The 14,689-nt window shown below is 37.8% G+C and carries 11 protein-coding genes and 1 tRNA gene; 7 read left to right on the forward strand and 5 right to left on the reverse strand.

All coding sequences use genetic code 11. The annotated features are described in order from the left end of the window. Window positions 1–4: 4 nt before the first annotated feature. Window positions 5–3,490: a glycosyltransferase family 117 protein gene (locus AC3FI7_RS01050; protein ID WP_491461180.1), complete on the forward strand. Its 3,486-nt coding sequence runs from the start codon at window positions 5–7 to the stop codon at window positions 3,488–3,490. A 62-nt stretch (window positions 3,491–3,552) separates the two neighbouring features. On the opposite strand, the gene AC3FI7_RS01055 is transcribed toward AC3FI7_RS01050, so the two are convergent. After that, the gene (locus tag AC3FI7_RS01055; RefSeq protein ID WP_366933529.1) at window positions 3,553–4,365 is read right to left on the reverse strand and encodes an AraC family transcriptional regulator; all 813 of its coding nucleotides are present in this window, start codon (window positions 4,363–4,365) and stop codon (window positions 3,553–3,555) included. Window positions 4,366–4,495: 130 nt separating this feature from the next. Between AC3FI7_RS01055 and AC3FI7_RS01060 the strand changes: the two genes are divergently transcribed. From AC3FI7_RS01060 to AC3FI7_RS01080, 5 genes are all read left to right on the forward strand, one after another. After that, window positions 4,496–5,818 carry a TolC family protein gene (locus AC3FI7_RS01060; RefSeq protein WP_491461181.1) on the forward strand — a complete coding sequence of 441 codons (1,323 nt, stop codon included), beginning with the start codon at window positions 4,496–4,498 and terminating at the stop codon, window positions 5,816–5,818. A gap of 4 nt (window positions 5,819–5,822) precedes the next feature. Continuing rightward, on the forward strand, window positions 5,823–6,887 hold the full coding sequence (locus AC3FI7_RS01065) for an HlyD family secretion protein (RefSeq protein WP_491461182.1): 1,065 nt from the start codon (window positions 5,823–5,825) through the stop codon (window positions 6,885–6,887). Beyond that, complete coding sequence (locus AC3FI7_RS01070) at window positions 6,880–8,472, forward strand: beta-carotene 15,15'-monooxygenase (RefSeq protein WP_491461183.1); 1,593 nt, start codon at window positions 6,880–6,882, stop codon at window positions 8,470–8,472. The genes AC3FI7_RS01065 and AC3FI7_RS01070 overlap by 8 nt, the downstream gene beginning before the upstream one ends. 209 nt (window positions 8,473–8,681) lie before the next feature. Beyond that, complete coding sequence (locus tag AC3FI7_RS01075; RefSeq protein ID WP_491461184.1) at window positions 8,682–9,653, forward strand: GlxA family transcriptional regulator; 972 nt, start codon at window positions 8,682–8,684, stop codon at window positions 9,651–9,653. Window positions 9,654–9,755: 102 nt separating this feature from the next. Beyond that, on the forward strand, window positions 9,756–10,388 hold the full coding sequence (locus AC3FI7_RS01080) for a DJ-1/PfpI family protein (protein WP_491461185.1): 633 nt from the start codon (window positions 9,756–9,758) through the stop codon (window positions 10,386–10,388). 80 nt (window positions 10,389–10,468) lie between these two features. Here the strand turns inward: AC3FI7_RS01080 and AC3FI7_RS01085 are convergent, their stop codons facing one another. Then, window positions 10,469–10,972 (reverse strand): transposase, encoded by a 504-nt coding sequence (locus AC3FI7_RS01085; protein ID WP_142722212.1) that lies wholly within the window; start codon window positions 10,970–10,972, stop codon window positions 10,469–10,471. Window positions 10,973–10,982: 10 nt separating this feature from the next. Continuing rightward, window positions 10,983–11,441 (reverse strand): MarR family winged helix-turn-helix transcriptional regulator, encoded by a 459-nt coding sequence (locus AC3FI7_RS01090; RefSeq protein ID WP_491461186.1) that lies wholly within the window; start codon window positions 11,439–11,441, stop codon window positions 10,983–10,985. Window positions 11,442–11,724: 283 nt separating this feature from the next. Between AC3FI7_RS01090 and AC3FI7_RS01095 the strand changes: the two genes are divergently transcribed. Further along, window positions 11,725–11,797: transfer RNA gene (locus AC3FI7_RS01095), tRNA-Lys, on the forward strand. Window positions 11,798–11,951: 154 nt separating this feature from the next. On the opposite strand, the gene AC3FI7_RS01100 is transcribed toward AC3FI7_RS01095, so the two are convergent. Together AC3FI7_RS01100 and AC3FI7_RS01105 are read right to left on the reverse strand one after the other, a co-directional pair. Further along, complete coding sequence (locus tag AC3FI7_RS01100) at window positions 11,952–13,412, reverse strand: serine hydrolase (protein WP_491461187.1); 1,461 nt, start codon at window positions 13,410–13,412, stop codon at window positions 11,952–11,954. 189 nt (window positions 13,413–13,601) lie between these two features. Then, the gene (locus AC3FI7_RS01105; protein WP_491461188.1) at window positions 13,602–14,408 is read right to left on the reverse strand and encodes a helix-turn-helix transcriptional regulator; all 807 of its coding nucleotides are present in this window, start codon (window positions 14,406–14,408) and stop codon (window positions 13,602–13,604) included. Window positions 14,409–14,689: the final 281 nt, after the last annotated feature.

Here is a 14,689-nt window from a genome sequence, read left to right on the forward strand (position 1 = left end):
TAATATGAGAAACTGGTCTTTTAAAAAATGGAACACTGTAGTAGGGTGGTTCCTTTTCGCTGTTGCGCTTATCACTTATCTTTCTACAATAGAACATTCTTTAAGCTTTTGGGATTGTGGAGAATATATCTCTTCGGCTGTGAAACTAGAGGTAACCCATGCTCCGGGGGCTGCTTTATTTCAGATTGTAGGGGCGGTAGCGAGTATTTTTGCTTTGGGAAACTCAGAACATTATTCTATTGTGATCAATGCCATGTCTGCGCTGTTCAGTGCATTTACCATTCTGTTTCTGTTCTGGACAATTACTCATTTTTTAAGACGCCTTTTACATAAAGATTATGAAGAAATTACAAGACATCAGGAGATCTCTGTTCTTTTTGCCGGAGTCATCGGGGCTTTATGTTTTACCTTTTCAGATACCTTCTGGTTTTCAGCAGTAGAAGGTGAGGTGTATGCAATGGCTTCTCTGTTTATTGCATTGTTAGTTTGGCTGATCACCAAATGGGAGAATGAATCTAAAGCTGCTGACAGCGAAAGATGGATTATCCTTATTTTCTTCATCATAGGGCTCTCTGTGGGAGTACATATGATGTGTATGCTGGCTATTCCGGCTATTTGTCTGGTGTATTATGCCAGAAATTATACCTTTTCCTGGAAAAATTTCATCATAGCCAATCTGATTACTCTGGGAATTCTTGCATTTGTATTCAAGATTATTTTTCCTCTGATTATGACCCTATTCGGAAAGCTTGAAATTTTCTTTGTGAATGGTTTAGGGTTTCCTTTTCATTCAGGAACAATTGCTGCGTTTGTTCTCATGACCTTAGTAAGTTATCTTCTGATTAAGTATGCCAGGAAAACCAAAAAGAAGGTATATCAAACTGTAGTTTTATCCCTTGTTTACATGATCATTGGTTTCTCCTGCTGGCTGGTCATTCCCATCAGGGCTAATGCCAATCCCCCGATGAATCTTAATGATCCGGATACCGCCATCGGAATGAGAGATTATTATAACAGGGTGCAATATGGTGACTGGCCTACCATTTACGGTCAGAATTACACTGCATTTCTGGACAAAAACGGGTTGGAAAAAGATGAAGACGGAAGTTACAAAAGAGAGATCACCGGAGATATTTATGAAAAAGATGAAAAAACCGGAACCTACAGAAAGACCGGTGAAAGATTCAACTATGTTTTTAATAAATCCCATATAAGTTTCATGCCAAGGATGTTCAACGAGGACAAAGAGGTAATGGCTAATTATATTTCTTTGTACGGAGCTCCTGATTTTACTTTCAATTATGATAATGAAGACGTGGCAGACAATCCTGAAGCGCACCGTATTTTTGATGAACTGAGAGCAAAATATGAAGGCGATTCTATCACCGCAGAAGACTATCTGAAAGTACAACCGTATGATCTGATCAAGGTACAGCGTCCTTCCTTTATCAAGAATATGGATTATTTCATTTCTTTCCAGAACGGATATTACTTTGTCAGATATCTGCTATGGAATTTTGTTGGAAGACAGAACGATCTTCAGGGGCACATGGAAAATACCAATGGAAACTGGATATCAGGCTTTTCTTTCATTGATAATGGCTTACTGGGGGATCAGGACCATATGCCTGCCCAATTTAAAAATGAAAGCACCGTGAAATTTTTCTTTCTTCCATTGATTTTAGGTTTGATTGGATTCTTTTTCCAGCTTAACAGGGATTTCGGACGGTTTTATGCGATTCTTTCACTGTTTATTCTGACCAGTGTGGGAATTGTTTTCTATACCGGAGTAAAACCTTTTGAAGTAAGGGAAAGAGACTATGCAATGGTGGGTTCATTCTATGCTTTTGCCGTCTGGATAGGTCTGGGAGCAGGGGCAGTACTTTGGCTGGTTCAGTCTAAAGTTAAATCCAGTGCAGCAACTATTGTTCTGGGAGTAGTACTGTTAGGAATACCCTTTATGATGGGGTTTCAGAACTATACTCCGCACGACAGAAGCAAAAAAACAGCAGCCCGTGATTATGCCTATTCATTGTTACGTTCGCTGCCCAAAGACGATATTATTTTCATTTATGGTGATAATGATACCTTTCCGGTATGGGCCATTCAGGAAACGGAAAGATTCAGGGATGATGTAAAAACGGTCAACTTTACACTTTTAGCTACCCCATGGAACATTGACCAGGTGAAGAGAAGAACCTATCATGCAAAAGGAATTCCCGGTGAATTAACACATGAAGAATACAGAGATGGTGTAAATGACCAGGTGTTTCTGATGAAAAAAGAAGATTGGGAAGGACTTTTCCAAATGCTGAAAGAGCAGGGAGCACCGGATACTACTTTTCAGGATTTCAGGAAATACCTGACTCAGGATTCTCTGACACTCAAAGAGGCCATTAAATTCCTTAAACTAAAATCATCCGAAAAAGACGAATTACTGAAGATGTATTTCGGAGAAAAGCAATATGAAAAGTACAATATTCTTCCGGTGAGTAAATTTATTCTGCCCGTCAATAAAGGAAATGCTGTCAAAGCAGGAATTATTACTCAGAGTGACCTTCCTGATGCAGTGGATCAGATTATGATTAATTATGAAGCTAAAACCCTTTATAAAAGCAACCTGATGATGCTGGATATGCTTGCGAATTTTGATTGGAAACGCCCTGTAAATTTCTCGTCAGGCGGAATGTATGACAGTGAAAATATTTTTTATCTCGATGAATATCTGCAGTTTGACGGCTTCAGTTACAGATTGGTGCCTATCCATACTCCTCAGAGTCCCGGTGGAGATAAAGGAAGAGTAGAAGCCAGCTCTCTTTACCAGATAGTAAAAAACTTCAGATGGGGGAATTTCAAAGACCAGAGTATTTATTATGATGAAACGGCTACGTCAAATATTTTAGGCTACAGAATGTCTGTGAGCAGAGCTGTATCTGCACTCGTTCTGAACGGACAAAAAGCAAAAGCGCTGGAATTAATTGATCTTGCGACAAAAGAAATTCCTGTAGAGAAATACAATGAACCGCGTTCATCAAGCGCTATGGTTACCGGATATATTGTTGCAGGGCAGGAGCAAAAAGGACTTCAGCTGGCGGAAATGCTCAAAAAAGGAATATTTGAAGAATACGACTATTATCAGAATCTTCCCCCTTCATTTAAAGCACTGGCCAAAAGGCAGATGAGGTCAAAGCCGATGGAATATGCACTCGTTGTTTCAGCCGTTACAGAAGCGTACAAAACGCTGGGACAGGATGAGAAAGCACATGCATATATTCTGAGATCATTGGAGCCTGTTGACAAAAAGTTCAATGTTTTTATAAAAGGACTCCAGCTGATGGGGAAAGAGAAAGCGGTGAAGGAATCTGAAAATGTCCGTCAGATCGCTCCTTTTTATCAGTATTTATTCAATGTTATGGAACCTTTTGATTCCTCTTATTCCAGGAAAAAGGAAAATGAGATAACCAATGCAATGATAAAAGTGACGCAGTAAATAATAAGCGAAAAGCCTTTAAATCATTTGTTTAAGGGCTTTTTTATTGAATCCAGTGTTGTTTAATCGGTAAGGCTCCGGATGACTTTATTGCTCTTTCTCAAATCGGAAGGTCTGGATTGGGTGAACTCATGAAAGGTATCGCTAAAAGCACTGATAGAACTGTAGCCAACATCATCGGCTATCTCGTTGATGGGTTTATCAGTATTTAAAAGCAGTTCAATCGCTTTGATAATTCTTAATGTTTTCAGATACTGTAAAAAAGAAATGTCCATATCTGCCTTGAACAGGCGTGACAAAGTGCGTTCACTCAAACCAAATTTACTGCTTACATGAGCCAGGGTAAGTTTTTCCCCGATATTCCATTCCAGATAAGATACAATTTTCATCATCTGCTTATTGTGAGTAGCCGGGAGGATAATCGGTAATGGCTGATTGTGGGTTTTGGGAAGTATTTTTTTTAACGCTACCAGAAATTCGAAGTTTTCGTCTTTTATGGTAACATGTTTCTCATCCCATATTTCAGTATATTTTATCATCTGGATCAACAGTTCAGATGCCGGATATATTCCCAGTCTGCTGTAAAAGGGATCTGAAACATCATCATAGGCATAAAAATAAAGGGAACGCAGTACCGTTGCAGTATGCCCGATTTCTAAAATATGCTCCATTCCCTGTGGAATCCAAAAGAAGTGCCTGGCCGGTACTACATAGGTTCTGTTATCGATAGTGATATAGGCAATACCGCCTTCTACATAACTCAGCTGTCCTTTTGTGTGTTTGTGAAAGGGAATCAGTTTTTCCGATTTTTCATGCATGACAAATACACTTTTATCATCTTTATCAATGTCCGGAAGCGCAGCAATTAATCCCATAAAAAATACAATATCAATGAAAGTGCAAATATAAACCATTTGGCCGGAATCATGTAAAAGTTGACTATTTTAGATAAAAATAATCTCAGGATTGCCAATAAATTTGCAGAGCAATAATTCAAAAATTCAAATGAAAATTTATGTCGCCGGACTGCTGATACTGGGAATTTCCTACACCATATCGGCCCAGACAGGCAGTCCAACCAAGGATACCCTACGACTCTCCTTAAAAGATGCTTGGCAGAGAGCTGAAGAAAACAGCCGTCATATCAGAATCAATACCATCAACGCAGACATTGCTGAAGCCGAAGTAAAAGATGCCAAAAGAGAGCGTCTTCCGGAAATAGAGATCAAAGGGTCAGCCGAAAAGGCTTCCAACATTCCCATTTATGAGAACGGAATCTTTTCCAAACCCACCCAGCATGAAGTCATCCATACGCTGTACAGGGCCGGAGCAGATTTTTACCTGAATATTTACAACGGGAACAAGCTGAATCTTAAAATTAAGGAAAGCCAGACCCTTCAGAAAATTAAGGACATCCTGAAAGAACAGTCGGTTTCTGATATTCATTATAAAACAGCTGCACTTTATCTGGAGTTGCAGAAAACATTAATCTTCAGAAATCTTATTAAGCAGGATATTGAAGATCAGAAAACCCAGCTGAAAGAAATACAGGCGCTTTATAAAAACGGAGTGGTTTTAAAAAGTGATGTTTTAAGGATTGAACTTGAGCTTTCAAAAAGGAAAATGGCTTTGGTGACTATAGAAAATGATATTCTCATCGCTACACAAAAGCTGAATATTATTCTTGGAATTCCAGATGACCAGATTGTTATTCCGGAAGCACCATCTGACCAGTGGAATGAGAATACTTCTTATCATGAGTATTTGAAAATGGCGCTGGATCATTCTTTTGACTACCACGTCTCTGAGCAGCAGACCGCATTAAGTGTAATTAAACTGAAGCAGGTAAAAGCCAATGTAAGACCTAAAGTCGGGATGTATGGTGAATTCTATTACGCCAATCCACAGATTTTCCTGTATCCTTACAATCCTTATTGGTATTCGTTGGGAATAGTGGGAATAAAAGCTTCGTTTTCCATCTCTTCCCTGTATCATAATACGCAAAAGGTAAAAGCCGCCCGGCTGGAGTTTGAAAAAGAAGAGGAGGCGCATAAAGATACAGAGGATAAAGTAAGACAGCAGGTAAAGGAAGCCTATCTGAGATATCAGGAAGCTCTGGAACAGATCAAAGTGGCGGAAGCCAATGTAGCCCAGGCAAAGGAAAATGCACGAATCATCAAAAATACTTACTTCAGCCAGACTTCCCTTATTACAGAACTTTTGGATGCAGATATACAGCTTCTTCAGACAAAATTTGAACTTGAAGCAGCAAAGATTATGGCACAGAACAATTATTATTTACTACAAAACATCACAGGCATTTTATAATACAATGAAAAAAAAATATACCCCAACAGACCGAATGATCACGAAGATCACAGGATGGATTTCTGTTGTAATCGTTGCCGCACTTGCTGTCTGGGGCGGTTTTACCTTAAAGAATTATTATGCATATGAACAGACCAACGATGCCCAGGTTCAGGAATATGTAAACCCTGTAATTTCGAGAGCCGGAGGATTCATTGTCGCAGTGAAATTTGAGGAAAATCAGGAGGTAAAGAAAGGCGATACCCTTTTAATCATAGATAACCGTGAATATATCCTGCAGGAAAAGCAAACTCAAGCCGCTCTTCAGAAGGCCCGGGCTCAGCTGAAAGTATTGGAAAGTACTACAGGTACCACAGAAAAGGAAGCCGCTGCAGCAATGGCTCAGATAGATGCCAATAAAGCAAAGGTTTGGAAACAACAGCTTGATTATAACCGGTATAAGAAGCTGTATGATGAAGAATCTGCTACCAGACAGCGATTGGAAGATGTGAAAGCAACCCTGGATGTGAATGAAAGTGATTATAAATCGTCACAGGATAATTATGCAGCTTCGGTATCTAAGATCAATGATATTAAAGCAGAAAAAACGGTTGTTCTTGCGGAAATTGCCAGACTTGAAGCATTGCTGGACCGTCACAAGCTGGATGTAAGTTATACAGCCGTTACTGCAGCCTATGACGGAAGAATGGGAAGAAGGACTGTTGAAGTAGGGCAGATGATTGATGCAGGAGAAACACTCGCATTTATCGTCAATAATGAAACCGATAAATGGGTAGTGGCCAATTATAAAGAAACACAGATAAGGGATATGCATATCGGAGATCATGTGAAGATTGTTGCAGATTCCTATCCTGATAGAGAATTCAAAGGAACCATTATTTCACTATCCCCTGCGACAGGATCAAGTTTTTCCTTGCTTCCTCCGGATAATTCCACAGGGAATTATGTGAAAATTGTACAGCGTATTCCTGTGAGAATCAGAGTGGACGGGCAAAGAAAAGATATCGATATTCTGAAAGTGGGAATGAATGTAAATGTATATGCCAATAAAAAGCATTCCAATGGCTAAAAGACAGATGCCTTACTTCAAAAAATGGGCTCCGGAATGGCTGGTTAAGATCATCCTTTTTTCAATGACCCTTCCGGGAATTATTATCTTTTTTCTTCCGCTGTCCAATGTGAACGCAGCAGCAGGATATTACGGATGTGAGCCGGCTGATATTCAGTTTTCAGTGGCATTATTTTATGCCGGATATGTAGGATTTTACAGTCTGGAAAGAAGATTTTTCAGTTTCCTGGCTGCGAAAGAATATTTTCTTCTTTTTACCACACTGCAAATATTAGCCTGCCTGATATGCTATCTGACCCGGGAGATTTACATTCTGTTTCCGGTGCGTTTCATACAGGGAATGTTGTTTGCAGGAAATGTGAATCTCTCACTGACGCTTATTTTTACAAGATTGAGCAGTGAAAGAGCGAGGGAGATCAGCTTTTCAGTATTCTTCGGAATTCTGATTTGTGCTTTGCCTTTTAATAACCTGATCACTGCAGATCTCATTGATTCCTATAATTTTAATATTGTATATAAAACGGCCATATTCTCATACCTTCCGGGACTTGTTTTCCTGACACTTACCATGAGCAATTACAGAACCCATGCAAGGTTTCACTTGTATAAACTTGACTGGCAAAGCTTTGGGTTATTCAGTGTTATGCTTGTACTTATTGGATATATAACCATTTTTGGACAGGAATATTATTGGCTGGAAGATAGCCGGATTCTGGGAAGTGCCATTGCAATTGTTGTGCTCGCAGGTATTTCAGTATTTCGTCAGCAAGCGATTAAAAGACCTTATATCGATCTGAAGGTTTTCAGATACAGGAACTTTAAAGTAGGTCTGCTGATCCTCTTTGTGATGTATATCTGCCGGTTTGCCTCAGGAATTACAAACAGCTATTTTTCAACAGAGCTGCATCTGGATCCATTTTACATGTCTTATATTAATATTTTCAACCTTGCAGGATTGGTTATTGGAGTCATTGTCGCATGCTGTATGGTTTTGCAGAAGAAAAATATACGGTATATCTGGGGGGCGGGATTTTTGGTGCTGCTTATCTTCCATGGGGTAATGTATTATTCTTTTGATGTTCAGGCCGATGAGTTTAATTATTATATCCCATTATTCATTCAGGGACTGGGGGTAGGACTGATCATGGTTCCGACGGTTATATTTATTATTTCTTCTGTTCCTGCTGCCATTGGCCCTTCAGCTGCTGCAACAGCCCTGGCAATACGATACCTCGGATTTTGTATCAGCATCGCCCTGATCAATTTTTTTGAACTGTTTGAGAAAAGTCGTCACTATAATGCATTTCAGGATCATTTAAGTGCTGTGGATCCGGCTGTTAAAAGTTTTCTTCATGAGCAGACCGCTAAACTTATTTCAAAAGGAATGCCTGAAGATAAAGCGGTAAAAGCGGCCAATAAGCTGCTGGTAGGCAGAATGAATGTTCAGGATCATGTCCGCTTTGCAATGGACTATTATGAAATAATGGTGTGGCTTCTTGCTGCGTCACTGTTATTGATTTTTCTTTTCCCTTACCTGAACCGTACCGCCCTTTACTTAAAGTCCCGCAGACTTTCACCTGCGTAAGGAAATGGTTTAACAAAAAGTATAGCTTGTCGGCTAATTTTATAGTAGAGTGCTGAGACTGTCTGAGAGGACAGTCTCTTTGTTTTGATAAAGAATAGATGACCACTTCTGGCCGGAATTGTATGTTTTTTGTCATTGCAGACAAAATCCTTTCTCTCTACATTTGTACTCATATAGAACGAGAGATGAAGAAAGAATGGCAAACAGGAATGAAAAATATAGTACTCTTAGCATTGCCGGAGGTACAGCTGCTTGATATTGCCGGACCATGGGATGTCTTTACATCTGCAAACCGTTTTCTGAGTGACAAACAGGATTTTGGGTATCATGTTTATCTGGTTTCCGGAACTTCGGAAAAGGTAATATATTCCGGTTCAGGAATGCCTTTATCATGCAGCCATACTATTTATAATATTGATTTCCCCATAGATACTTTACTTGTGGCAGGGACTGCATTGAGTGTGCTGGATGAGATCAGTCCCGATATTTATCATTACCTTCAAAATATTGCTCCGGAGGTGAGACGAATGGGGTCTGTCTGTGTTGGGGCGTTTGTCCTTGCCAAAGCAGGGCTGTTGGATGGTAAACAGGTCACTACTCATTGGAAGTTTGCGGATGCTTTACAGAAATCTTATCCAAAACTGGATGTGAATGTTAATCCTTTCTTTATCCGTGACAAGCCGATTTATACTTCAGGAGGTGTTTCTTCAGGGATGGATCTTGCATTGGCTCTGCTGGAAGAAGATTTTGGGAAACCTCTGGCAGTGGAAGTTGCCCGTCATCTTGTTCTGCATTTAAAAAGATCGGGAGTACAGTCTCAGTTTGGAAATGCATTACCGGAATATGAAATGATGTCTCCTTTCACAAAGAACGTCTGTGATCTGTTGAAAGATAAGCTTGGTAAAGCCATTACGGTGGAGTATATGGCAGAGTCCCTGAACATGAGTGTCCGTAATTTTTCCAGGGTATTTGTAAAAGAATCAGGAATGACACCCGGTAGATTTCTTGAAAAAATGAGGCTCGATCAGGCTATGAATATGTTGGAATATACTGATATGAGTATTGATATGATAGCTGATAAATGTGGATTTGGTCATGCTGTTTCTCTTCGCCGTCTGTTTCTTAAACATATTTCTCTTTCTCCGGCACAATACCGGAAAGCATTCAAAACGACAGAATAATAGTTTTTTCTTATTGATTTTAAATAAAACTGATGATCATTAATTGTCAGCAGGGAAGACTTATATCATCATCTGAAAAATAATCATCTTAAATATAAAATTATGAAGCACGTACAAAACAGTAAGACAATGAATGTTGCATTTTTAATCTATGACCAGGTTGAAGCTCTTGATTTAAATGGTCCTTTAGATGTTTTTGTTAAAGCCAATGTAATACAACCTGGCAGTTATCATTGTTTTACTGTCGGAAAAACAAAAGATCCGGTTTATATGGAAGCGAATACAATGGCTCTTATTCCCACTTATGATATCCATACATGCCCTCAGCCGGATATGATTGTTGTTCCGGGGGCCAATCCTGAATTCATTATGAAATATATTCAGGACAGGGATTTTCAGGAAACTGTCCTGAAATGGATTAAAACCCATTATGATGCCGGGACCGTTGTATTTACGGTATGTACAGGAAGTATGTTGCTCACCGGAACAGGCATGCTTACGGATTGTGTTATCACTACACATCATATGCTGTTGGATGCTTTAGAGCAACATAATCAGGAAGCTGATGTGGTCAGGAATGTACGGTATGTTGACCAGGGGCAGTTGATAACTACCGCAGGAATTACAGCTGGGATTGATGCCGCTCTTTACCTTGTTGGAAAGCATCTTGGGCAGAAAACTGCTGATACGGTGATAGAGCTTTTTGAATATCAGAATGCCAAATCTGAAAATTGAGTGTAAAAAATAGACGGATTTGAAAATTTCGCCGATCGGAGATCGGCGAAATTTATTTTTTTAGATGATGGATATTTTCGTTACTGGCGAAAACTGAATAGTTTAATACAAAGAGGTATAAAACCTAATGATATAGCAATATAAACCGCTACCCGGATAAAATTAAGGGTTTTCCAAAGTGATATTCTGCTTATTATTTCTGCTGAAACAGTAGGTGCTGTTGCAAGATTTTGGAATTGAATAATATTGGGTGCGAAAAATATTAAAGTCCAGACTCTTACCGCTGCATGAATGACAAATAAAACCAAAAGCCAGTTTCTTACCGGATCAATTTTCCAGCAGAAAATAATAGCAAGAATGAATGCTATTTCATGTAAAGAATGAAGTATGATCCAGAAAAACTTCAGGCTTAATCCTTCTCCGTCCAGAAGAAATCTGAAGGTATAGGGTGGGGAAGAAGACCATTTGGGAACAAATAGTAAAGTCTCGAAAATCTGAGCACCATTCATAAGAAAATAAAGCAGTGTGGTAATGCAAAGCCAGATTTCTGCGCGGGTTATATAAGGGGCAGTTAAATTTTCCATGGTTTTATATTTATGGGTTGTTGTTTAAATGATCAGCCGTTTCTTTCATCAGTACAGTTGCTGCTCTGAAATAACGCTCAATGGTTTCTATTTCCTTTTTGGAAAAAGTAGAGATTAAACTAACTGTTTTTTGCTGCAGCTCATCGAAAATAGGACCCAGTAATTTTATGCTGTTCTCAACATTCGGGATAATGATTACTTTTCTTCGGTCTTCCTTGATGAACTGTCTTTTAAGAAGATTCTTTTTCTCCAGGCGGTCTATCAATCCGGTTACAGCACCGGTGGTGAGACCTGTCAGCTTAGAAATTTCACCTGCGGTAATCGATTCATATTGCAGAATGAGTCCCAGATATTTATGATCAGTACTGGAAAGTCCTGCTTTTCTGGCAATGGCCTCGTGCATGAAAATACTGGCATCGGAATAGGCTCTGCTCGCATCTCTGAAGTTTTGGACATTGTATTTAGTCATTAATTTGCTTATTTAGTAATTATCTTAGTTACTAAGATATGATTTGTTTTTTATTCTGCCAAACATTTTCATTACTCTAAACGACACTTTATTTGTTAACTATGATTATTACTGAAAAAATTCAATAAAAAAATAAATAACGTAATTGATTTATAAACAGATGTTTGACTTTTTTGAGTTGAAATTTATTACAAAAAAGCGCCGGAAAATTTGGAATTAAGGAGGGTTTTCCTATCTTTGCAGTCCCTTAAACAAAGGGATTTACTTGAAAAAGTAAGCGGCCGACTCGGTAGCTCAGCTGGTAGAGCAATACACTTTTAATGTATGGGTCCTGGGTTCGAATCCCAGCCGGGTCACTGAAAGAGACAACTCAATAGTTGTCTCTTTTTTTATGAGTATACATGATTTTTTTTCATCATGTTAATGATGGCTGAATTTTTAAGCTATCTGTCCTAAAGCGTGTAATATTGGGGAAAAGATTTAATACTGTCTTTAATTATTTTAGAGTAACTATTTACTGCTTTTTAAATTTTCATACTTAATCTCAGCCTCTTTATCCAGTGGTTCTCTCTTTAAATAGATTTTCAAAAATTCAAGGGCTTTTTCCTTTTGATGAGATAATCTATAAGCTTCGCTCAGGTTGTAATAAGGTGTGGCAGAATCAGGAAACTGAGCAGTAGACAGCTGAAACAGATCAATTGCCTGAATATATTTTTTTTCGAAGAGGAACTTTTGCCCGTATCTTTCTATTAAATTCTCTTTAAGGATATATTTTTTGTGTGAATCAGCTTCTAACTTTTTTATTCCGGCAGAAAGACCATTTTTTTCCACTGTTCGGATAACATCTTTTGTATAGAAAAAGTTATCTGTTGCATTTGTACTTCCGGTTAATTGCTTTTTAATGAGATTGGAAACTTCCCAATAATTTTCAACTTCTCCGTTTGTTAAAATTACAACAGTATAGCCAGACTCCGGGAAAATCATCAGTTCATTTGCTATTCCGAAATGTCCGCCTGTATGTCCAAGCATTCTTTGACCGTTTAAAAAACTCTCAACAATACCATAAGCGTAAGAACCTTCTTTATATTTCACTTTACCAGTGGAATACAGCTGTGTAAATTCTTTCTTCAGTAATGTGTTTTGTTGAAGAGCCATGGAAAATCTCAACAGGTCCTCTGCTGTCGAATATCCTCCACCTGCTGGCGTGCCTGTGGTTACATTGCTATACATATTGTTTTTCCAATGCCCTGGTTTTTCCAATAACATTGTATATCCTATTGCCATATTCGGGATTGCCTCTTCCAAATCATAAGAATCTGTATCCTTCATTTTTGCGGGTTCGAAAATGTAAGTTTTTACATAATCGGAATAACTTAATCCAGAAACTTTTTCAATGATCAGTCCTAAAACCATGTATCCCGAATTGCTGTATTGAAAACCTTTCCCAGGAGAAAATAGTAATTCCTGATGTGCGTAAAGCGGCAAATAATCGCTAGCTGTTTTAAACTTTTCTTTCGCTAGTTTGTCGTGTTCGGCCCAAAAGTTTCCCATTCCGGAAGTATGTGTCAATAATTGATGGATGGTAACGGAATCGGCTACTAGTTTATTGGGGAATTCAAATAGATATTTACCAACTCTGTCATTTAGCGAAATCTTTCCCTTTTCTACCAATTGCATAATGGCTAAACCCGTAAACATTTTATTCATAGAAGCCAAATTAAATTTGGTATTTACTTTATTGGGAATTTTGTCGGCTATATTAGCGTATCCGAAGGCTTTCTTATAGATCGTTTTATCACCTTTGGCAATCAAAACAACACCATTAAAGTAATTCTCTTTATCAAGGATATGCAGTTGTTTTCTTATGAAAGACAGGTTAACTGATTGTCCAAAAGTTAATGTTCCCCAAAGTATAAATAGTAATCTTACCAGAAAGTATCTATTATAAAAAAAAATATAGTGGTTGTTCATTATTTCCTTTTTCTTTTTGTCGTAATTATTGAACAGTCATTATCTAATTTTGCCAATCAACCAATTGTTATATCCATGCGACTATAAATTTTTTTAGCTCATGCAGAATTGCAGTAGCTGCAAATTCTTTAGTTGATAAATACAAAATTATAGATACAGATACCTTGAACATTGTATGAATGTAAACCATTAAACAAAAAGCCAGAGCATATCTTTTGAAACATTAATATTTTTGAAAAATACGGTAGGAACAACCCCCGTTAGCGCTTTGAATTCCCTGTTAAAATGGGGCTGGTCAAAAAATAAATTTTCGTGCGATAAAGAAATGAATTTTTCATTGGTTTGAAGAGAAGAGGTAACTTGTCTGAAGCGATGTATTCTTTTATACAGAGATGGAGACTTTCCTGTATATTTAAAAAATATCCTATGGAGATATTGCCTGGATATACCCATTGATCCAGCAATATCATTTAATTTCCATCCTTCTTCAACTTTTTGCAGTATGTTTCGAATTGTTTCGAGTTTCGGAGTACAAAGTTTGGAGATAAGATAATTTTCTAACATATTGGCCTGTTCATCTTTGTTATTTATTTTCAATAGATCTTGAATTTTAGTCTGGTAATCAGGGTACGGTTTGAAATTCTCCAAATGGTCCCTAGTTGATGATAAAGACAGTTTAGGGAAAAAATGAAAAATTGCAAGGGGTTTGAAATATATTGTAAGTTCATTTCTAGGTTCCTCGTAAGTAACGTTAACGGGCTTGGAAATGTTATAGAATAGAAATGAATCGATCCTTTTAATGGTTGATCTCATTATTGTGATTTTGTCTTTTTCAGGAATTAACTCTGTGTCCTGACAAATCGTTGCAAGGCAGAAATTACTGGGAAATGTCCAATATTGATTTGATTTTAGGGTATCAAGCTCAGAAATAAAATAAAACCCCTCAATATATTGGCTTAATAGATCTGATTTTGGTTTATAAAAAGTGATACTCATATAATTTTCATTTTTTTAGAGGACTTTAATATCCTCCTACTTAGTCTGTCATTGCGGAAGCCTTTCATTCTGCATGGCAGAATTTAATACGCACTTATATTACAAAAAATATTTTTAGATCAATTATCTATCTTAAAATAAAGAAAATTTCTCTTTAATTGATATAATTGAGATTAACAAAAAGATATCAGAGAATGACGAAAAAAAATAACATTCAACCAAAAATAATGTTCCTACAGTAAATCTGATATTCTTAAAATTTTAGACTTTCAGAAAAAGAG

The organism is Chryseobacterium sp. TQ-BC-N36 (genome assembly GCF_058382295.1).